The organism is Candidatus Nitrososphaera gargensis Ga9.2 (assembly GCF_000303155.1).
In the GTDB taxonomy this organism is placed as follows: domain Archaea; phylum Thermoproteota; class Nitrososphaeria; order Nitrososphaerales; family Nitrososphaeraceae; genus Nitrososphaera; species Nitrososphaera gargensis.
This window is the reverse complement of the sequence record NC_018719.1, coordinates 2225475-2243176: the sequence shown is the minus strand read 5'-3', so window position 1 is coordinate 2243176 and position 17702 is coordinate 2225475. Positions and strand designations below refer to the sequence as shown.

At 46.8% G+C, this 17702-nt stretch carries 27 protein-coding genes and 1 tRNA gene; 11 read left to right on the top strand and 17 right to left on the bottom strand.

Annotated features, from left to right (window positions below):
- Positions 1-103: 103 nt before the first annotated feature.
- From sufC to NGAR_RS13485, 3 genes are all read right to left on the bottom strand, one after another.
- Positions 104-871: a Fe-S cluster assembly ATPase SufC gene (gene sufC / locus NGAR_RS13495; protein WP_015020330.1), complete on the bottom strand. Its 768-nt coding sequence runs from the start codon at positions 869-871 to the stop codon at positions 104-106.
- Between the two features lie 338 nt (positions 872-1209).
- Entirely contained in the window at positions 1210-1926 is a 717-nt protein-coding gene (locus NGAR_RS13490) for a hypothetical protein (RefSeq protein ID WP_148681481.1), read from the bottom strand.
- Between the two features lie 342 nt (positions 1927-2268).
- Positions 2269-2655 (bottom strand): response regulator, encoded by a 387-nt coding sequence (locus tag NGAR_RS13485; protein ID WP_015020328.1) that lies wholly within the window; start codon positions 2653-2655, stop codon positions 2269-2271.
- 371 nt (positions 2656-3026) lie between these two features.
- On the opposite strand from NGAR_RS13485, the gene NGAR_RS13480 reads away from it, so the two are divergent.
- Entirely contained in the window at positions 3027-3284 is a 258-nt protein-coding gene (locus NGAR_RS13480; protein ID WP_228369188.1) for a hypothetical protein, read from the top strand.
- Positions 3285-3582: 298 nt separating this feature from the next.
- Here the strand turns inward: NGAR_RS13480 and NGAR_RS13475 are convergent, their stop codons facing one another.
- Both NGAR_RS13475 and NGAR_RS13470 read right to left on the bottom strand, forming a co-directional pair.
- The gene (locus NGAR_RS13475) at positions 3583-4353 is read right to left on the bottom strand and encodes a hypothetical protein (RefSeq protein ID WP_015020326.1); all 771 of its coding nucleotides are present in this window, start codon (positions 4351-4353) and stop codon (positions 3583-3585) included.
- 4 nt (positions 4354-4357) lie between these two features.
- Complete coding sequence (locus NGAR_RS13470) at positions 4358-5035, bottom strand: hypothetical protein (protein ID WP_015020325.1); 678 nt, start codon at positions 5033-5035, stop codon at positions 4358-4360.
- Between the two features lie 654 nt (positions 5036-5689).
- Between NGAR_RS13470 and NGAR_RS13465 the strand changes: the two genes are divergently transcribed.
- Both NGAR_RS13465 and NGAR_RS18900 read left to right on the top strand, forming a co-directional pair.
- Positions 5690-5872 (top strand): response regulator, encoded by a 183-nt coding sequence (locus tag NGAR_RS13465; protein ID WP_148681480.1) that lies wholly within the window; start codon positions 5690-5692, stop codon positions 5870-5872.
- 23 nt (positions 5873-5895) lie between these two features.
- Complete coding sequence (locus NGAR_RS18900; protein ID WP_148681479.1) at positions 5896-6027, top strand: response regulator; 132 nt, start codon at positions 5896-5898, stop codon at positions 6025-6027.
- Positions 6028-6181: 154 nt separating this feature from the next.
- On the opposite strand, the gene NGAR_RS13455 is transcribed toward NGAR_RS18900, so the two are convergent.
- From NGAR_RS13455 to NGAR_RS13445, 3 genes are all read right to left on the bottom strand, one after another.
- Positions 6182-7105 (bottom strand): cupredoxin domain-containing protein, encoded by a 924-nt coding sequence (locus NGAR_RS13455; RefSeq protein ID WP_148681478.1) that lies wholly within the window; start codon positions 7103-7105, stop codon positions 6182-6184.
- Positions 7106-7216: 111 nt separating this feature from the next.
- Positions 7217-8425, bottom strand: a complete 1209-nt coding sequence (locus NGAR_RS13450) for an ATP-binding protein (protein WP_187147521.1) — start codon at positions 8423-8425, stop codon at positions 7217-7219.
- 205 nt (positions 8426-8630) lie between these two features.
- Positions 8631-8843 carry a hypothetical protein gene (locus NGAR_RS13445; protein WP_148681477.1) on the bottom strand — a complete coding sequence of 71 codons (213 nt, stop codon included), beginning with the start codon at positions 8841-8843 and terminating at the stop codon, positions 8631-8633.
- A gap of 1036 nt (positions 8844-9879) precedes the next feature.
- Here NGAR_RS13445 and NGAR_RS13440 point away from each other — a divergent pair.
- Both NGAR_RS13440 and NGAR_RS13435 read left to right on the top strand, forming a co-directional pair.
- On the top strand, positions 9880-10146 hold the full coding sequence (locus NGAR_RS13440) for a winged helix-turn-helix domain-containing protein (protein ID WP_015020320.1): 267 nt from the start codon (positions 9880-9882) through the stop codon (positions 10144-10146).
- Positions 10147-10172: 26 nt separating this feature from the next.
- The gene (locus tag NGAR_RS13435) at positions 10173-10427 is read left to right on the top strand and encodes a hypothetical protein (RefSeq protein WP_148681476.1); all 255 of its coding nucleotides are present in this window, start codon (positions 10173-10175) and stop codon (positions 10425-10427) included.
- 236 nt (positions 10428-10663) lie between these two features.
- Here the strand turns inward: NGAR_RS13435 and NGAR_RS13430 are convergent, their stop codons facing one another.
- Positions 10664-11167, bottom strand: coding sequence for a cupredoxin domain-containing protein (locus NGAR_RS13430; protein ID WP_148681475.1), 504 nt, complete (start codon positions 11165-11167; stop codon positions 10664-10666).
- Between the two features lie 82 nt (positions 11168-11249).
- Here NGAR_RS13430 and NGAR_RS17835 point away from each other — a divergent pair, with 82 nt between their 5' ends.
- Both NGAR_RS17835 and NGAR_RS17830 read left to right on the top strand, forming a co-directional pair.
- A complete protein-coding gene (locus tag NGAR_RS17835) occupies positions 11250-11420 on the top strand; it encodes a hypothetical protein (protein WP_015020317.1) in 171 nt (56 codons plus the stop codon).
- A gap of 34 nt (positions 11421-11454) precedes the next feature.
- On the top strand, positions 11455-11625 hold the full coding sequence (locus NGAR_RS17830; protein ID WP_015020316.1) for a hypothetical protein: 171 nt from the start codon (positions 11455-11457) through the stop codon (positions 11623-11625).
- Between the two features lie 29 nt (positions 11626-11654).
- Here the strand turns inward: NGAR_RS17830 and NGAR_RS19435 are convergent, their stop codons facing one another.
- Genes NGAR_RS19435 through NGAR_RS18540 form a run of 3 tightly spaced genes read right to left on the bottom strand, consistent with a single transcriptional unit; the run spans position 11655 to position 12745 of the window.
- The gene (locus tag NGAR_RS19435; protein ID WP_407637207.1) at positions 11655-11933 is read right to left on the bottom strand and encodes a zinc ribbon domain-containing protein; all 279 of its coding nucleotides are present in this window, start codon (positions 11931-11933) and stop codon (positions 11655-11657) included.
- Positions 11914-12570 (bottom strand): RNA-guided endonuclease InsQ/TnpB family protein, encoded by a 657-nt coding sequence (locus NGAR_RS13420; RefSeq protein ID WP_015020315.1) that lies wholly within the window; start codon positions 12568-12570, stop codon positions 11914-11916. Before NGAR_RS13420 ends, NGAR_RS19435 begins: the two co-directional genes overlap by 20 nt.
- A complete protein-coding gene (locus NGAR_RS18540; protein ID WP_266190415.1) occupies positions 12476-12745 on the bottom strand; it encodes a transposase in 270 nt (89 codons plus the stop codon). Before NGAR_RS18540 ends, NGAR_RS13420 begins: the two co-directional genes overlap by 95 nt.
- A 155-nt stretch (positions 12746-12900) precedes the next feature.
- Between NGAR_RS18540 and NGAR_RS13415 the strand changes: the two genes are divergently transcribed.
- The gene (locus tag NGAR_RS13415; protein WP_015020313.1) at positions 12901-13149 is read left to right on the top strand and encodes an Lrp/AsnC family transcriptional regulator; all 249 of its coding nucleotides are present in this window, start codon (positions 12901-12903) and stop codon (positions 13147-13149) included.
- Between the two features lie 21 nt (positions 13150-13170).
- Here NGAR_RS13415 and NGAR_RS13410 read toward each other — a convergent pair whose 3' ends face one another.
- Both NGAR_RS13410 and NGAR_RS17825 read right to left on the bottom strand, forming a co-directional pair.
- Positions 13171-13365 (bottom strand): hypothetical protein, encoded by a 195-nt coding sequence (locus NGAR_RS13410; protein WP_015020312.1) that lies wholly within the window; start codon positions 13363-13365, stop codon positions 13171-13173.
- Positions 13365-13520: a hypothetical protein gene (locus NGAR_RS17825; RefSeq protein ID WP_015020311.1), complete on the bottom strand. Its 156-nt coding sequence runs from the start codon at positions 13518-13520 to the stop codon at positions 13365-13367. The genes NGAR_RS13410 and NGAR_RS17825 overlap by 1 nt, the downstream gene beginning before the upstream one ends.
- A gap of 107 nt (positions 13521-13627) precedes the next feature.
- Here NGAR_RS17825 and NGAR_RS13405 point away from each other — a divergent pair.
- The 3 genes from NGAR_RS13405 to NGAR_RS18895 all read left to right on the top strand — a co-directional run bounded on the left by NGAR_RS13405 (position 13628) and on the right by NGAR_RS18895 (position 14519).
- Positions 13628-13702 (top strand) — tRNA-Arg (locus NGAR_RS13405).
- A gap of 74 nt (positions 13703-13776) precedes the next feature.
- Positions 13777-13923 (top strand): hypothetical protein, encoded by a 147-nt coding sequence (locus NGAR_RS17820; protein ID WP_187147520.1) that lies wholly within the window; start codon positions 13777-13779, stop codon positions 13921-13923.
- Positions 13924-14393: 470 nt separating this feature from the next.
- Positions 14394-14519, top strand: coding sequence for a hypothetical protein (locus tag NGAR_RS18895; RefSeq protein WP_187147519.1), 126 nt, complete (start codon positions 14394-14396; stop codon positions 14517-14519).
- A 52-nt stretch (positions 14520-14571) separates the two neighbouring features.
- Here the strand turns inward: NGAR_RS18895 and NGAR_RS13400 are convergent, their stop codons facing one another.
- Genes NGAR_RS13400 through NGAR_RS17810 form a run of 3 tightly spaced genes read right to left on the bottom strand, consistent with a single transcriptional unit; the run spans position 14572 to position 17687 of the window.
- On the bottom strand, positions 14572-15540 hold the full coding sequence (locus NGAR_RS13400; RefSeq protein WP_015020310.1) for a 2-oxoacid:ferredoxin oxidoreductase subunit beta: 969 nt from the start codon (positions 15538-15540) through the stop codon (positions 14572-14574).
- Positions 15530-17500 (bottom strand): 2-oxoacid:ferredoxin oxidoreductase subunit alpha, encoded by a 1971-nt coding sequence (locus NGAR_RS13395; protein WP_148681474.1) that lies wholly within the window; start codon positions 17498-17500, stop codon positions 15530-15532. Before NGAR_RS13395 ends, NGAR_RS13400 begins: the two co-directional genes overlap by 11 nt.
- Before the next feature lie 43 nt (positions 17501-17543).
- Complete coding sequence (locus NGAR_RS17810) at positions 17544-17687, bottom strand: hypothetical protein (RefSeq protein ID WP_187147518.1); 144 nt, start codon at positions 17685-17687, stop codon at positions 17544-17546.
- Positions 17688-17702 lie beyond the last annotated feature (15 nt).

Sequence of the window (17702 nt, the reverse complement as noted above, 5' to 3'; positions counted from 1 at the left end):
TGAATTGGATAATGACATATATGCCCATTTTGGGAATTGGTAGTGACATAAGTGATTGGGTGTAATGCAAGATTACAATAGGAATGAAAAATGGCAGGGCTAGTTACTTGTCGTCCTCTATTCCAAGCCAGCCGTAGCCCTTTGCTTCTAGCTCTTCTGAGAGCTCTTTGCCGCCAGACTTGATAACCTTGCCCTTTGCCACTACATGGACGTGGTCGAGCTTTGTGAGGTAGCGCAAGATCCTTGCGTAGTGTGTGATCACGATCACGCCGGCTCCTGTCTCTATCAGTTTGTTTATCGCCTCTGCAACCGCCTTTACTGCATCGATGTCAAGCCCCGAGTCCGGCTCGTCGAGTATGGCAATGTTGGGCTTGAGAACCAGCATCTGCATTACCTCGGAGCGCTTTTTCTCTCCGCCGGAGAATCCCTCGTTGAGGTAGCGGCCGAGGAAAGACTTGTCAAGGCCAACCGCGTCGAGGTTCTTTTTAACGTACTCGTGGAACTCGCGCACTGTGAGAAAGACTTCGCGGGTCTTGTCCTCTTTGTTCAGGGTATTGTAAGCGTTCCTCAAAAAGTGGCTGTAGCCGACGCCGGAAATCTCTGTCGGGTACTGGAATCCGAGAAAGATCCCCTTCCTTGCGCGCTGGTCTGTCGGCAGGTCAAGAATGCTCTCGCCCTTTACGAGGATGTCGCCTGATTCAACGTTATACTTTGGGTGCCCCAATATGGCATTGGCAAGTGTACTCTTGCCAGAGCCGTTTGGCCCCATGATCGCGTGGACCTCGCCCTTTTCTACCTTGAGGTTGAGGCCAGAGAGGATCTCTTTGCCGTCGATGCTCACATGCAGATCCTTTACCTCTAGAAACGTCATATACAGTATAACGGTGTTTTATGAACTTAATATAAGTATTAGGATTTGGAGTTCTGTTGCGTACTCGGGCGATTTCCATGCCCGTTGCAGCGAGGGCGATTCTGTTACGGCGCGGGCGATAAGGTGATCTTGGCTGACCAAAACCAGACTGCCAATAGCATTTTGGATTTGTCTCAGTGTGCCATTGTTATCCCTAGCTATTCCAATTACATACCTTACACTAATCCGATAGACTACTTTAGAACTAATAATAACGTCGAAAATTTGATGGTCATTTGGCTCTTTATTGGAGGTATCTTCGGATGGGTATACCTGTTCAAGTTAGAAAAGCGAATCGGTCAGAATGAGTCCTTATTCATCCCTACCCGAATTATGAGCCAATCTGCTAGCATACACAATGATGCAGCAAATACTTCTGAATCGTAGATTATGAACTGGTTTTGAGCTTCGTTAGGATAGCTTACAAATCCATACAATTGCTCAAAGGGCACGAAGGAAAGAGTAACGGTCAAAAAGATTATCTCAGAGACATAGATGAGGACAATTAGAACACCAATATTCGTATCAATTATGGCTAAATCCAATTTTGAAAGTACCCGCGCGACAACCAGTATAGTGGACACGACAGGAATTGTTATGATGTAAGCTTGGTAAAGATTAATCTCTTGAAGTCTAGATTGTACTTCCCAAACCTGTTCAGCTATAACTGGATGAAATATGAGAATTGAGACAAAATAGCCGATCATGAAATGCCATCCATGTTTATCCTTGATAATGAGATGGCGCAGAAAGTATTTCCAGTACCACTCGTGCTGAATGTGTACAAATGTAGAGCTTGTGATGTTGATTTCAAAAAGAAATGCTGCTGAAATTACAGATGCGATGATTGCAGCAGCTGCAAGAGTCCAATATCTAAGAACATTGCCTGTCATCTCAGGATTTATTAGCTGTCTGAATATCTGCGAAATCGCGTTTCCTAAATCGAAATCATCAAATGTGCCAGTGACAACCAGAATAACGAGCGAAAATAGCATTATCCCGGCAATGCTAATCATGAAGTAAACCGTCTGCCTTTTTTGGAATTTGAAACTACGACTTGTGAGTTTAGATTCTGTTGATTGAGTTTTGTCAGCTTCGGCGGCCTCCTTTTGCCGCCTTAATCTACGCATTAGCCTGTGATGCTTACCCACTTGTTTTTGATCTCAGGCAGTCACCTATTACGTTTATCGATTCTATCACTGATTCATCCTTATCCAGCAGCTATCCTTTCCGTTAGCCAGTTGAATCCTTGCACTCTTATAATATGTCGTGAATTTCACATCATGAGATGCATCAAGCGGCGATTTTATGCAAAAGATGGATGTACGGGAGTCGCCGACTGTAAAGGGTTTGCTAGATCAAGATGATGTTATCTTGAGTATCTTTTTCACAGCGCCACATATTTCCAAAGCTCTAAAAGGCTTGTGTACAATTTCCTCTTTTGCGATCCAAGGTATTGCTCCGACAATTTCATCATCAGAAGCAGAATATGCAGTCATTACCAAGATTGGAATATCCGGTCGTATCAGCTTTACAACATTTAGAAATTCCATTCCAGACATGCCGGGCATTCTAATATCGCTCAGAACAAGCGTGTACTCATTTGCATGTTTTTCAAAATGAGCAAGTGCCTTTATCGGACTGGTAAAAGGGTCAACGAGAAAATATTTCTGCAAAGTGCGAACTGTGATGTAGAGTATATCAGGCTCATCGTCAACAACCAGAAGCTTATGCTGTTTCTCCATTCATGGTCAGATACTAAGCATCACACGATCATCCTATTAATAAACAGTTACCTAATAATGTTCTATAGCAACCTAAATGCAGCAGCGTGCATTCTTCTAGCAACCGACTGCTGTGCAACGGAATGGGATTTAGATATAGCTAGCTGTTAGGCAATAAGGGTGATGACTTGATGCGCTCGAATAAATAATGATAACATGTGTGTTATGTTCCCGCAGTAGCAGCAGCCTTTTGTTAGGCAATTGTGGAGTTTTAATCATAATCAATTAATGCCTACTGAGCTACGTTTTGTAGTTACCTTTAGAATTACTCTTTAGTTTCTTGCTCTAGAATCATCTTTCTAACAGCAACAAATAGCATGGATGAAATACAAATGAAAATAGCAACACGTGACAAAATTGATATGGCAAGCATCGTGGACTCAGCTCTTGGCGTTTTAGGTGAGTCCAATAAGAGGAATTTGTATCACTACCTTGAGAAAAATTACAATATACGCATAAAGCCTGGCGAACCCATAGTGCCGATAAAGCAATTGGAACAAGCCTTTGCAGACCTGCTAGGTCAGGGCGGCGCAGAAGTTATCTTGGACATGATAAACCGTCAGTATCAAAAAATAAGAGTCACAACTTAGACTATATGGCTTTTTTGCCGCCGCTCCACATTCAGCATTATCACCTGCGACCTGCAGCCTGTAAAACATCAGGCTATGGTTCTACTGCTCGACAGAACTGGATTTTGGAGTTCTACTTCAAACGCGGGTGTGTACTCTCTTTTACTGTTGAAGCGCAGAGGAATTATTGTCAAATATATCGTGCGTTGATGCAGCAGCGGCACCACCACCATCATTTTATGATGATGTTGTTGTTGCCAGATAAAAGAAGTAACTTTTGCAAATAAAAAAAGAAGGAATGAGGAAGAGAGGGGGAAGGTTATTCTTTCTCGTCATTTTTCTTGTGTTTCCACTGTCTTATTCCTAGGAATGCCGCAAGCCCCGCTACCGGCAGGCCCATCGCAAGCAATTGGTACTGTTGCTGTTGGCCTCGGCCATCTTCTTCTAACGCCGTTGGATTCACGCTGGATGATGACGATGAGCTCTGAACAGGTCTTAGCGGGAACCGGATATCGTTGATGTTTTCAGGGCAGCCGAACCCTCCACCCCATCCTTCGCTATTGAACTTTGACGTGTCTCCCTCTGCGCTACTGCAAAATACCGTGCTGTCTATTGGAACCTCAGCTACTCCAAAATAATCAATTGTACCATAGACTCTGTAGCCGTAAATGCCCTCTCTTACTATCTGCCTATTCACGTAATGGCCGGGCTCTCCAAATACTTCTGACAGTGTGGCGTTTTCTTCGACCCTATCAGCGTTGCTTGGTGAACTTGCTCTGTTGAACGAATCTATGTTGGCAAAGTAGTATTTGTCAACCTTGAGAGTCGCCCCGGAAAGTGGAAGTGCTGTTGCCGCATCCTCCAAAAGCACTTCTACATTGTGTTTTCCATTATGAATTGCCGTGCGCACTCCGTATGCGGGCTCGTCTGAATGCCCAATGACTACCGAGATTGGATTGGCATTTTCCTGTTCTGGATCGATAGTCATGTGTGCGTGCGGAAAAGCAATTGCATTGTATGCAGCCGGTACCGCTAGAAGCATTGCTATAGCTGCTGCCATTGTTATCGAACCAAAGAGCGTCGCTTTCATTCCTTTATTCATCCTCCTCTTCCATTTCGTGGACGAATCCCAGTCCATCGTTGTTTGGATTGTCGTCATTTAGGTCAAATACTGGATTGCCGTGCTCCAGGCTTCCAGGCAGTTTCATTTCGTCATAAGGCGCGTCTGAAATGCTGCCAAGCACACGCTGCACGTTGACATCGACAACATCTCCAGCGTTGAATGTAACATTCTGCCCTGAGAGGTTGATCAGCACGATGTCTGTCACCCGTGCTGCGCCACCATTCAATGGGTCAGGTATGTGAGCATGAAACACACAGCTTCCTGCGGTCGATGCATGTGCGATGTAATACAGTGGGACTTTGTCCACATAGGTCCCATGCTCACTTTCGTCAATGTGTCCTGCTATTACCGTCACATATGGAACATGGGTTTCAGGATCGCATGGCGCTCTCAGCAAGAAATGTCCAGAAATAAAGTTTGGACTTGCATCATACACTGGGAGGACGCCAGCAGGTGGCAGCGTCAGTCCATCTAGCCTAATGTGAGTGTTGTCAGGGATATTATCCCCGCTCACGCCAGCTTCAAAACTGTGGCTTGCAAAAACTGTCGTGCTGCCATAGATCGTCAGCAGTATCGCGGTAGAAGCTACTGCAATAGCTACCGCTGCCAGCTTTAGGCGATCTCTGGTTATGTTAAAAGAAGAAGTCATGCAAGACGATTAGTGAGAAGACAACAAAAAACACACTGGTACATTCGCCGAATGTACTATGAGATGATGCCTGATCAATAGTGGTTTCATCCACAGCAGCTATTCTTTCCGTTAGCTGACCAATTAAAGCCTCGCACTCAATCCCTCGCCAAGTTCTATTGAGCAATAGGGTAAGAGCAGCTATTCAGTCGCGTGCAATTTTGTCTAGGATATGGAGTTGTTGCATATAATCTCTATTACTATTATATTATTTTTCTAACAGTCCCCTGTACAGCTTTGCAAGCAGCCTTATATCTCGAAGCGAGTTGTTACTGTCCATTCATTTCTGATTCTTTGGCAAGCTCTTGGTAGTAGGTAACGTTTGCCTCCAAATTGTTTTGCAGAGCATCTTTGACTATCTGCAAAGCCTTATCGCCTTTCTCCTCTCCACCTTCATTAAGCCACTTATACAAAATGACAAACGTCTGTGCGCAGTAATTAGATAATTGATGATGACCTTCATCGTTTATTTTGCCTAATCAGATGAAGAGAAAATGAGCATATTATTAAGCAAAACTGGTGCAATCTTCCAGTTAATTGTGGCATTAAGATAACATGAATGGAATTGCCTGCTTTCTTAAATAATGCTAGTGTTTGATAGTGTATGTCAGCCATGTGATAGATAGGGATTCTCAGATTAAAATTGATCCCGGCAAAGGCATTATTCACATTGTATATGATGAGCCTGATATCGTTTCTGTTGCCATTTCTATCGAGCGCGAAGGTTATGCCGTTCATTCATTCACAAATCCTCTAGAAGCTCTTGAAGACATTGAATTGAGGTGCAGAAAAAAGTAAAGATGCTTATCACCGATGTGTGAATGCCAAGGCACAGCGGCTTTGAACTTGCAAGAAGAACCCGGGCCATCGTGCCTGATGTTCCAATAATATTCATGACAGCCTTTGAAATCGATCAGATTGAATTTGAAAAGTATTTCCATCGCTTGAGATAAACGGCTTTCTTCAAAAACCGTTTCATGTAAGGCAACTAATAGAAATGATACAAAGATGCGAACGTTAGAGAAGAAGACTTGCGGGCCTGCTGCTTGATCCAGCAGCTCTACTGCTACCTTTCCATTAGCCAGCGGATGTGGATGATACGAATGATTATGAAGAAGGCGCTATTATCAGCGTCCCCCTCATGCCTTCCTCTGCGTGGATCGTGCATAGATAGTTAAAGACTCCTGCTTCGTCAAAGCGGTACTGCCATGATCTACCTGGCTGGATAAACCCGCTATCTATTGCTATTACAGACGGCGATTGTGCATCATTAGTACTACTACTTGTTGAATTGTTATTATCGGGGATCAGGCCAGTACTGCCTTGGGCATCTGGTGCGGCTGTCTTGTTGAATATGCCCACTACGTTGTGCGGCAGGTTTGAAGAGTTGGGCCACCTGACCGTAGAGCTGGCATCTACCATAATTGCATTTGGCACAAACATGTTCACGTCCGCGCGTACAAGGTTTGGCTTTACCACGTCAGAAATGACGCGGTCCGCTTGCTGGACAACCTGCGTAACCTGACCATCGTCCACGTCAACAAGGACATGCCAGATCTGTTGACGCGACTCTAGTTTCTTGTTTGCAATCTCGGCAAAGTTCTTTGGCTCCGAATAGGGCGCCCCGTCAACCACCTGCCAATTGGCTGTAATTATTACTTGACCTATCGAGCTGTAAAGAAGCTCTCCGCTTTGCCTGTCCTCCATGACCGTGGGCTGGACGGCAGCAATCGTCACGGCAGCCTTTCTATCTGTTGTCTCATCAAGTATCTGCCTTACTCTTGCATCTCTTTGTGCAATGTCAATACCGCGCTGCGCAACATCGTTGATTGCGTAAATGAACACATTTTCATCAAGGGTTGGTTCTTGTATCACCTTCATGTCAGACGGCATCGAGACATAGGTGAGAGGACGAAATTCCCTCGCCCTTTCTTCAGGAAGAATACCCGAGCTGATAAGGATCGCGCCAACTACTAGAAACCCGCCAACGATGGCAAAAAGGGGCAGCAAACCTCTGATATTTTTTCGCAATAGTATCTCGTGTACTATTTGGCCTATATTATCATTCCAAAACTTGCTGCCCGGAACAAAATAGTCTGTGCAAACGGGCAAAAGCTTTTTCAGGCCAGAAACTGAATCCGGCTATAGTAGTAGTGGCAGAGTAAACGAAAAGGTTGCGCCCCTTCCATCCTCGTTGTTCTGCGCCCAAATCCTGCCGCCATGGGCTTCAATGATCTTCTTGGATATGTAAAGCCCAAGCCCCGTGCCCTGCTTGGATTTTGTGGCAAATTTTGTAAATAGCTTTGGCATAATTTCCGGGTCAATTCCAGAGCCCGTATCTCTTACCTGCACCTGAACATCTCCGCCCTGCTTTTCGGCTTTTACAGTAACCGTGCCTTCATCAGTGAACTTTATTGCATTTCCTATCAGGTTAGACACCACTTCAAATATCCTAGTCTTGTCTGCCTCGACAAAGAGGGGTTCGCCGGCTTCAAACCGGATTTTCAATTTCTTGCCGAAACTTGATAGGCCCTTGATATCTCTAATGACATTTCTTATCTTCTCATTTATGTCAAATCTCTCCTTGTTTAGACTAAACGAGTTGCTTTCAATCCTCGCGACTTCAAGAATGGACGTGGCCAGACGTTCCAACCTTATTGCATTGCGAGCAATGAGCTCGAGCTGCTCTTTTGTAATCTTAGATTCTTTGCTCCCCTTTTCGAACCCCGCCTGCAGCAGGTCTATCATACCAATGATGGGCTGTATCGGAGTCCTAAGCTCGTGCGCTGCTATGTTGATAAATTCCCTCTGCATCTTGTCATGCGCTTCCAGCTGCTCATAAAGTTCCGACTGTTCCCATAGACTTTCAAACAGGGTGATGTAAGAGTTGGCAGTGGATTGCGTGGTTGAGTAGATCGCCAACCGTACAGCATCTACAAACGTTTCCTTTGAATCGTCCTTTAGTTCTACCACCAGGTACTCTTTTCTATCAATGACTAGTATCTTTGTCCGGGCCTCGTGAGAACCTCTGATTGCTGACTTGTGTCTTATGGTCCTGACTTCGATATTGCCGTCCTTATTGTGAAACATGGCTTCCATTGTGGGCGGGATTTTTTCGTTGGTTGGCGTAAGGACTTTGACGCTGACCCCGCGCGTGGCCGCATTCTGAAGCGATTGGACTATCCCTATCTTTTGCTCTCTCAGGAACGCGCTAGTGGTCGGAAGTAATAACAGAATCTCTTCTCTGGCAGACTGGACAAGACTGGTGTATAGCCGCTGTATATCATGAGGGTCTTGAATAACTTCAATCCCAGTTATCACTCTGGCAATCTTATCATTTGAGGATTCCAATGATAGGTTGCGATTGCAAGGCTGCACGACTATATAATACGCGATGAAAAATAATACTAGAAAATTTGACCGTTTCATGATTCTCTGTCTTTGTCAGTCGCTTGCCGGTTTTGGTGGCCAGGCTGGCGACGCCGCTGAAACTTTGCCCTCTTCCTATCCAGAAACGACTCGGTCTGCAATAGCATGTCGTTGACATGATGCAAGATTATGTAGGCGATATAGGTTTCATTACTACGACGCCTGCACCTACCCTCATCGCCACGGCTTTCACAATATCCTTCTCTACCACTACCATGATTCTTTGATCAAGCTTTATCCTCATGATATTGATTATTACTTCTACTCTACTATTGCCAGCAATCGCGTCATCCATCAATATCATGTCCACGTTATCCTTGAGGTCGCTATAGAGCGCCAAGCATTCCTCGGCAGAAGTAGCCGTGTAAATGGTAAAGTTGTTTAGTTGAAAAAGTGCCGGCCAGCAGATTAAGGATGCAGGAAGAGGTATCGCTATCAGGATCACCGGCTTGGTCTCTGTTTCAGCGCGCGCCTTATCGAGCAGCCTGGTACTTTTCTTCTTTCCTCGCTGCTGTTTTTGATTTCCTTATGCATCATCATGACGTGCATCATTTAAAATGGTAATAACATTTTCATCCATCAGCAGCAGAGCTACTACTGCGCCGGTCGGATAAAATAGAATTGAATTATCATTATTATGCCAGCAGAATATTGGGCATTTCTTGCTTGCTTAGTATTATAAATGTGTCTTCCAGATCACAGCAGCTGCATTTCCTGCTGATGCAATCTGTCAGCGTATGTGATTTGCACTCTGAACAGTTGCACCGCACGACAAGATTCATTTATGATACAGCTCGTACATTAAAAAGAACATACTCTGTTTCTCTGTCTCTCTTCCAGTTGTAACTTCACTGTCCTGTTCAGATCCTTCATCGATGCGAGCTTTGAAACATTTTGAGTCGTAGTACGGAAACACGCACCCAAAGTACGTAAATTTTAAACACAGTCATGAAGCAGACCCGTCACTTCTGTTCTTCTTCCTTATTTCCGGTACAGCTGGAACTCGTTCATCTTGGGCATCTTGATGTCAAGTATCACATCATAACGTCATAGTGGTTTGATTTGAAATGATGTAGCGCCTACTCAGGCCTGCTGAACGTATTAACGCTCAACCTGGTACCGCCCTGCTCAAACCTGCGCTTGCTTTATAACTATAAGTATGCCAGACTCGTCGTCTACAACAGACTCCTCGCCTTCTGGCTAGCTTCATCGCTATAGTAGTTACTGTGTTATTTAATTCGGACCTAGAAATCTTGCTATGAGTGGCTGTCTATCTGGTCTTGTAAGAACGAGTTCTTTGGCTTGGAGTATAGAAAAGTTCTATAACAATCTTCTTCAAGTTCTTTTATACTAGAGGACTGTTCTAGCTCCCAGTCTTGGGCAAATACAGAAGCAGGACAGAGATCGTTTGTCAAATTCTGGTCACGGCAAGGGAGATCGACGGCGTCGCCAAGACAAAGATCATGTACAAGGCATATCTTTCATTTACGCAGCTCAGGGAATACCTTAAACTGCTGATGGACAGCGGGCTGCTTGAGCACATTCCGGAAAGGAACACCTACAGGACGACTGACAAAGGCATCAAGATGCTTGAAACCTGCAATACAATGAACCAATTGGTTGGAAGAGAAGCTCCCACTTGATTACCAAGAAAGATCTAGACAAATTCATGGCAGACCTCCAGGACACCGAAGAGCTGGACAGGAGGACAAAAGACAGGGCAGAGACGTCACTGGCTGCAGCATTTGCCGGCTTTAGGCAGCGCCTTGCCGAGAGGATCGCGCAGCAAAAGAGCACGGCCGAAGAATGCCGGAGGGTGGGCGACGACGTAGGCGCAAGGTATCACGAAGCGCTCGTTGAAATTTACAAGTCGCTCTTTAACATTGGCGACAAGCCTGTTTCAGACGACAACAACAAGCAATGATGCTGTTGTTGCCGCTGCCCTAGCGCTTTTTCTAAATCCTTTGCTTTGCTCGACCTTTTTCTTGCCCTTGAGACTTCTGGCGACTTTTGCTGCTCAACGCCCTAGCGCGCCTTGACTTTTGCAGATCGGTTTTCTTGAAGAATATGTCTGTCTTATCTTGATTCACGCTTTGTCCAAAACTAGATAAAACTAAAATTAAAGAGATCGCGGCGGCTATTGCTTTACTATTGTTACTATTATTGTACGGTTACTGTGCTCACCATGTATGGGTGGAGCTCGCAAAAGTATACGTGTTCGCCACTGCCAATGTCTGCTGCCGGTATGCTGTACTCGCCGCCTGGCTGCAGGTACGAGGTATCAAACAGCTTGCCCTTGTCAGGGTCGCTCATGTCTTTGCCGCTTGTTGCCGTGTGGAGGGTGGTGTCCTCGTTCACCCATGTTATCAGGGCGTCAGACGGCACTACTGCCGCGTCCGGATCATAGTCCGGGCTTCCCTGCGCAGCTGCTCCTTGAAGGATCCTGATAGTCACCACGTTTGAGAACTTGGTTTTGTCGACCTGGTCGCCAGCGGCTTGGCCGGTGCCTTCGTCTGTTGCAGATGCCGACAGCTCTTTACGGTACGGCGATTCCACGATCCCTGCCTGCGGGATTGCAGCGGTGAAATATGTGTACGTCAGGTAGCCCGTGATTGCACCCAGCACGAGGAGTACGGGAAAAGCGATTATTCCGGGTTTACCCATTCGCTACTCGTTTGCCTGTTTCCCCTTAATAATCCATTCTGGATTAACGCTATTTATTCTGGTCTATTGCAACAACACCCTAGTGGCGCAAAAATCGGTGATCTGCAAGAGCTGCAAGCGCAAGTTCCTTGCCCCGGCAGTCGACACTGGCAGGCAGGAGATATCATCTGACATTGACGAAAGCGCAGCGTTTGCCCTCATTTGCCCCTTTTGCATGGCTCACGCGCTCTACACCGCAAAGGACTTGGAATAACTTTTATTCCAGACATTGGCACACGTGTGTGAGGATGGGCAACAAACCTTCGAAATGCGCGCTGTGCGGCAGCGACCTTGGGGCCTTTACGTACAGGCCTATGCCGCAATGGAACATTTCAGGAATCATTTGCGGCCAGTGCTACGATAAAAAGCTCACCGAGCACTATATTGCGCCTGATAGGCGCGATGTTACAAAGAGGTAGCAAAGAGTGAACTGCTCAGGCTGTGAGCTTCATACCTCCTCAAAGCAAACTTGCTTATCCGTTTGACAAGTAGAGGCGCTCTGCTGCTTCTCAGCATAGGCCTGTTCCAGACCCAATTTCAGAATATTAATAGCTGCATTCCAGTCCCTATCAATGACTAGACCGCAGCTATGACATTCAAAGATACGTTCGTCAAGGTCAAGCTTTTCTTTAGCAACTGTCCCGCATCTTGAGCATTTCTGCGAGTACCATTTGGATTGACAAGAATAACTTGTCCGCCGCGCTTTTCTACGTTGTAGGCAGTGTATATTCGCGCAGCTTTTTCCCCAAGTGGCATATATCCATTATTGCTGATGCTAGAGAATGGTTCTTGACCATGTTATTGATGTTCAGTTTTTCAAATACAATGAGCGTGTATTCGTCTGCTAGCAGCTTTGATGCTTTGTGTACAAAATCATCTCTTTGCCGCCTGATTTTTCTACATGCTTTTGCAAGAGATATCTTTACCTTCTCTCTGTTCTTGGAATCCTTTTGCTTTCGAGATAGACTCTTTTGCAGATGCTTAATTTTCGTTACTTGAGCTTCAAAATCAAGTGAATTCTGTATTACTTTGCCATTACTCAGAGTGAGCGAGTTCAGTAAACCAACATCTATTCTGACAGGCTTGTTCGTATCTGCTTTGACATCAATCTCTTCAATACCATCATCTGTAGCTATGTAGCAGTACCATTGGTCTATATCTATAATTATGGTGCATGTTTTCAGCTTACCAATTGGTATTCTGTGCATCTTGAACTTTATTGCGCCTATGTGGGATAGTGCTAGCTTGTTATCTCTAATTCTAAAACCTCTATATTGTGGGTATGTGGAAGAATGTACCTCTCTTTTCGCTTGAATCTTGGATACCCAGATATTTTTTGAAAAACGCCTGATATGCCTTGTCAAGTCTAAGTACGATATCTTGCAGTACTTGGCTATGTACCTGCTTGTAGTATTTGTTATCCTGCCTCCTCAAAGTCAATAGTTGTTTCTGTTCGTAGAATCCAACACTCCAATTGCTACTTCTTTCCCCAAGTGAATCATTATATAGATGCCTACAAATTTCAATGGTTTCATTCATGACTTTGATTTGCTGTTCTGTTGGATACAGTCTGAACTTGTATGTTTGCAAATCCTTTGTGAAACAAAACAACCAGTATCATTTAACAGCTGAGGCACCTCTAGGAGAGGGGACTCTTAGCAAAGACTAAATACCAACTTTCGCCTTCATCAACCATGCCAACTGCATACATCCTCGTGAACTGCACGCTGGGTTCCGAAGAAAAGATAATCAACGAAATAGCCAAACTGACCGACGTCAAGGAAGTGCGCGGCACCTACGGCGTTCACGACATATTTGTCAAGGTAAAGTCAGAAAACACTGAAGCAATGAACCACACGATCACAAACAAGATACGCAAAGTGCCCGGCATTACTTCGACGGTGACTCTCGTAGTCATTGAAGAGCAGGGCGGCAAGGGTTAGATAAGTAGGTTAGGTAGTAGACTAGGCCAGCTCTTTCTTTCTGTCTTCTGCCCTGATTCTCTTTATTTCATACAGTATCAGGCCAGTGCTTGCGCCGACCGTTATCCAGCCCACGACCCCCACGATCACATAATCAGAGTATACGGGCATGAAAAGGGCGACTGCGGCGGTTGCAATGCCGACAAACCAGATCGCAATAAGGATGTAGATGTGCATTAGCCCCTCATATCCTCATCAAAGCCCTGAAGGCGCTTGAGGGTCTTGCCGCATTTGGCACAATTGCTGAACTCTACAAAATAGAACTCGCCATACTTGCGGTATGCAAACGACTCTTTGTGGCTGCAGAACATCTGGCGTACCGCTCTGAGCATGTTATATGCTATATATTGGTAGGATGCTGGGCTTCTTTACTATTTCGCTATTCGCATGAGGGCTTGTTTGATATAGAGGAATCCCGATTAACAACACAACCGTACGGGGGCCCGTAGCGTAGTCAGGATATCGCGGCGGTCTTCGGAACCGCAGGCCAAGGGATCGAAGCCCTTCGGGCCCGCTTTTGTCTTATGATTATGACATAGATCATAAATCCATCTATTTTAAATATCATTATTCGCATTATGAAAAGCGATGAAGAGCTGCGACAACTGCTCAAAAGAGCTCTCTAAATTTGCGCTGTTCAGCCCGGGCAAAAAGATCTATATGTACAACAATGCAATGCTCTGCCTGGACTGCTTTACAAAGATAAACGCTCGTGAGCAGTTAGAAGAAGCGTAAAAGCTAGTCCGTGGATAGGCATTTCCTTCAGGATAAATAATAAAAAATAGTGTGTAGAGACGGCATGGGCAACTGTTGTGTATGTGTGCCCAAGCTCTCTTTTTAGAATACTTCCTCTAGCATCTCTACCATTGCTGCAGCCAGCAGGACAAAGAACATCTTCTTGCTAGAAAGTAAGAAGAATCGACTCTTGCTATCCAATACATGCGATAGGAAGGTCTGCAGCGCAGGGTAGCCAGATGCTCCTAGCGAATTCACAATGGGCATGGCCAATGCGGAAAAAGACTGCATACTCCATCATCTTCTTTTTCTCTTCAGGATGATATTGGGCGAAGCGACATATAACATTGCTGGAGCTGCAACTGTCCTAGTTCTGCATTAAGCGAAAAAGTCTTCCATGCTTGCGCCCAATAATGTTATGTAACAATCTGGTTAGCCCATTAAATCAAATGCCGGGATAACCTCTGTGCATGTCGTCAACTACAACTGCGCCGTTCAAGTGCAACGCATGCGGCATGATATTTAGCACTCAGGACGACCTTACCCAGCACAACCAGCAGGCGCACCCCGGCGAAGCAACCACGCAGCAGAGATAAGATAAATTGCAGCGGGCGCTTACGTGTTGTGCGTCCCTGTAATTTCCTCCCCTTATTTGTCCACTTGGAGGTCTGCAAGCAGCCTGTCGATGTTTGTTATAGTCCTGCCATCGCTGTCAGCGATTTGCTGGATCGCCGGCGCATTTTCCATATAATCTGGGATCCTGGCGGCAATCCTTTCCTGGTACGTTGGCACGTGCTCGTTCTGGTAGAACACACCAATAGGGATCTTGTCGCCCCACTCATTTGATTTTTCAACCACCTGCGCCATTTTCTGCATAATCTCGCTTGGGTCATGCACCACGCCGTCGTAGCCTGTCTCTTCCAGCTTGTACATCCTCGGCATCGCCTTGTGGGTTTCCGGGTCAATGTTGTCAAGCCCTTGGAACCACTCTTTTGTGTTGATGTCGTTGTACGTTGGGCACGGCTGCAGGACATCAATGAACGCAAGCCCCTTGTGGGTTATTGCCTTTCTTATGAGGTCCTTCAGGTGTCTGACGTCGTACGAGTAACCCCGTGCAAGGAATGTGAAACCCGCGACAAGAGCAAGCGCTATTGGGTTGACCGAATTGTTGACGTTTGGCTGCGGAAGCGACTTTGTCTTCATGCCCAGCTTTAGCGTTGGCGACGCCTGACCTTTCGTCAGTCCATAGACTGCGTTGTTGAATATGATGTAGACCATGTCGACGTTCCTGCGACCCGCGCTCACAAAGTGGCCTGCGCCTATGCCGAGACCGTCGCCGTCGCCGCCTACAGCTATTACCTCAAGGTCAGGGTTTGCAAGTTTGGCACCCTGAGCAAACGGAAGCACTCTGCCGTGCAGCGTATGGATGCCGTACGTCTTGATATAGTGTGGGGTCTTGCCAGAGCATCCGATGCCGGAGAATATCGTCGCCCTGTATGGCTGGACCTGCATGTCTGCTAGCGCCATCTGGATGGCGTTCAGTATGCCAAAGTCGCCACATCCCGGGCACCAGTCGTTGTGGACGTCAGTCTTGTAGTCTGACAGCTTAAGCGCCACTTTTCAACACCTGCCTCCTTGGAGCATTTCTTCCTCCATCATTCATTATTCGCTTTACGGCATTATAAATCTCGTCAAGCGACATCGGCCTTCCATTGTACTTCACTATCTGATAGTCGGCTTCAATGCCTGTGTGCTGGCGCACGAGCGAGCCCAACTGGCCCGAGTAGTTCATCTCAATATCTATCACCGTTTTTGCGCCTTTGAGCATCGACTTTACCAGCTCCGATGGGAACGGGTTCATGAGCCTTACTTGGACAAATTTGATCCTGATCCCCTCGCCTGCCAGCTTTTCCTTCATGTCAAGTATTGCGCCCTTAGTCGAGCCCCAGCTGACAATTGCGATGTCGCCGTCTCCATACGCCACCGCCTTGTCTTCATCAGGGATTTCCTTTAGCGCGACTTGCAGCTTGTCCATCCTCTTGTCCATCATCTGCACCCTCAGCTCGGGGTCCTCAGTGATGTGGCCCTCCTCGGTATGCTCGTCGCCCGTGTTCCAGAAAATGGCGTCCTTTGTGCCAAGCACCACCCTCGGGCTTATTGGGCCGTCTGATGACAGCTTGAACCGGAGGTAGTTGCCCGCAAGCCCCTTGTCCTTCTCAGTTATTACCTGCCGGACAATCGCGCCCCTGTCGATCTTTACTTTGCCCGGGTCGAAATTCCTGCATGTGGTGACGCTGTTTGCTATCGCCTTGTCAAGCATGTGGATGACTGGCATCTGGTAGCGGTCTGCGAGGTTGAACGCCTTTATTGTATCGTAAAAGCTCTCTTCAATGTCGCCTGACGCAAGCACTATTCTTGGGAACTCCCCATGGCCGGCGTTTATCGCAAAGTTCAGGTCACCCTGCTCGTGGCGCGTCGGAAGCCCTGTCGACGGACCTGCCCTCTGGTAGAGCGATATGACCACTGGCACTTCGTTGATGCCGGCCCAGCCAAGCGCCTCCGCCATCAGCGAAAATCCCGGGCCAGATGTTGCAGTTGCAGACCGCGCGCCGGTAAGCGCGCTTCCAATCGCCATTGCAATGGCGGCGATCTCGTCCTCTGTCTGGACTACAACAGTCGAGCCCTTTTTACCAGAGTCATTGAGGTCAAGTATCTCGTTTGCCTCAAGGAACTCGCTGTCGTCTGACGCTGGCGTTATCGGGTAGTATGTCTGGAACCTGCAGCCTGCCACCATCTTGCCAAGGGCAGACGATTGGTTGCCCTGCACTATTATCAGATCTTTGGCAGTCGGCCTTGTCTTTAGCCTGTATGCAAAGTTGTTGCTTCCGGCAAATTTCGCCTTGGCGTAGTTATACACATGGATAGATGCGCTGACGTTTAGGTCTGCGACCTTTTTCTTTGCGCGAAAGATGAACTGTATCGCCCTTGCAAGCACTTCACTGTCAAAATCCATTATTGCCATCGAGGCAGAGAGCGCCATGACATTGACCATCCTAGTCAGCTTGCTAAGTGCAGGGTCGTTCGTCTTTTGCGCAAACTCTTGCAGGATCTGGAAAAACGGTATCGGGAACAGCACCACGCCGCGCTTTCTTGCGTGCTCTAGCGCGTCCTTGACTGAGAGCCCAAGACCGGCCTTTTCAAGCGCTTTTTTAATGCGCGCCATCGCGTGGTCGTCTATGGTCGGCACTTCTGAAAGGAGAGTGTCTGCGACATCAGTATCATATATTATCGCGCCGCCCGGCGTCACCTCTTCAAAGTGGCGGAAGACGGTCTCGGCGTCAAAAGAGACAAGCACGTTTATATCATTCACGTGAGAGTGCACGGGCTTTTCGCTCACCCTCACGGTAAAATAGCTGTGCTCGCCCTTGATGTTGGAGTAGTATTCCCTCTTGCCAAAGACATGGAGCCCGCCGGCTGCACAGGCGCGGGAAAATATGTTTGCGGCTGAATCGACGCCGCTTCCCTGTGCTCCCCCTATTACCCAGCTCAGCGAATTTGTTACTGTTTTTTCCAACATGGATTCTTCACCTGTCCTTCTTTTAATGCTTTAGAACCAAAAACTAGCCACCCGTTGCCGCGTCGTAGAGGCAGCACTCACACGCGTCCTTCTGGCCGCAGTAGGGGCAGACGCACATGCAGGCATCGATTGGGTTGCCGCAGTTCTCGCAAGTCGTTTCTTCTTCGGTAGCGGTGCCTGCTGCCATTCTTGGGAGATGTTC

Excerpts from the sequence above, each read along its gene's own strand:
- NGAR_RS13435 (WP_148681476.1), top strand. The coding sequence starts at position 10,173 with ATGGCAGACCTCCAGGACACCGAAGAGCTGGACAGGAGGACAAAAGAC.
- NGAR_RS13395 (WP_148681474.1), bottom strand. The coding sequence starts at position 17,500 with ATGTTGGAAAAAACAGTAACAAATTCGCTGAGCTGGGTAATAGGGGGA.
- NGAR_RS17830 (WP_015020316.1), top strand. The coding sequence starts at position 11,455 with ATGGGCAACAAACCTTCGAAATGCGCGCTGTGCGGCAGCGACCTTGGG.
- NGAR_RS13475 (WP_015020326.1), bottom strand. The coding sequence starts at position 4,353 with ATGAAAGCGACGCTCTTTGGTTCGATAACAATGGCAGCAGCTATAGCA.
- NGAR_RS13430 (WP_148681475.1), bottom strand. The coding sequence starts at position 11,167 with ATGGGTAAACCCGGAATAATCGCTTTTCCCGTACTCCTCGTGCTGGGT.
- NGAR_RS13415 (WP_015020313.1), top strand. The coding sequence starts at position 12,901 with ATGCCAACTGCATACATCCTCGTGAACTGCACGCTGGGTTCCGAAGAA.
- NGAR_RS13410 (WP_015020312.1), bottom strand. The coding sequence starts at position 13,365 with ATGCACATCTACATCCTTATTGCGATCTGGTTTGTCGGCATTGCAACC.
- NGAR_RS18540 (WP_266190415.1), bottom strand. The coding sequence starts at position 12,745 with ATGAATGAAACCATTGAAATTTGTAGGCATCTATATAATGATTCACTT.
- NGAR_RS18895 (WP_187147519.1), top strand. The coding sequence starts at position 14,394 with ATGTCGTCAACTACAACTGCGCCGTTCAAGTGCAACGCATGCGGCATG.
- NGAR_RS13490 (WP_148681481.1), bottom strand. The coding sequence starts at position 1,926 with ATGATTAGCATTGCCGGGATAATGCTATTTTCGCTCGTTATTCTGGTT.
- NGAR_RS17810 (WP_187147518.1), bottom strand. The coding sequence starts at position 17,687 with ATGGCAGCAGGCACCGCTACCGAAGAAGAAACGACTTGCGAGAACTGC.
- NGAR_RS18900 (WP_148681479.1), top strand. The coding sequence starts at position 5,896 with ATGCCAAGGCACAGCGGCTTTGAACTTGCAAGAAGAACCCGGGCCATC.
- sufC (WP_015020330.1), bottom strand. The coding sequence starts at position 871 with ATGACGTTTCTAGAGGTAAAGGATCTGCATGTGAGCATCGACGGCAAA.
- NGAR_RS17825 (WP_015020311.1), bottom strand. The coding sequence starts at position 13,520 with ATGCTCAGAGCGGTACGCCAGATGTTCTGCAGCCACAAAGAGTCGTTT.
- NGAR_RS13480 (WP_228369188.1), top strand. The coding sequence starts at position 3,027 with ATGAAAATAGCAACACGTGACAAAATTGATATGGCAAGCATCGTGGAC.
- NGAR_RS13485 (WP_015020328.1), bottom strand. The coding sequence starts at position 2,655 with ATGGAGAAACAGCATAAGCTTCTGGTTGTTGACGATGAGCCTGATATA.
- NGAR_RS13470 (WP_015020325.1), bottom strand. The coding sequence starts at position 5,035 with ATGACTTCTTCTTTTAACATAACCAGAGATCGCCTAAAGCTGGCAGCG.
- NGAR_RS17820 (WP_187147520.1), top strand. The coding sequence starts at position 13,777 with ATGAAGAGCTGCGACAACTGCTCAAAAGAGCTCTCTAAATTTGCGCTG.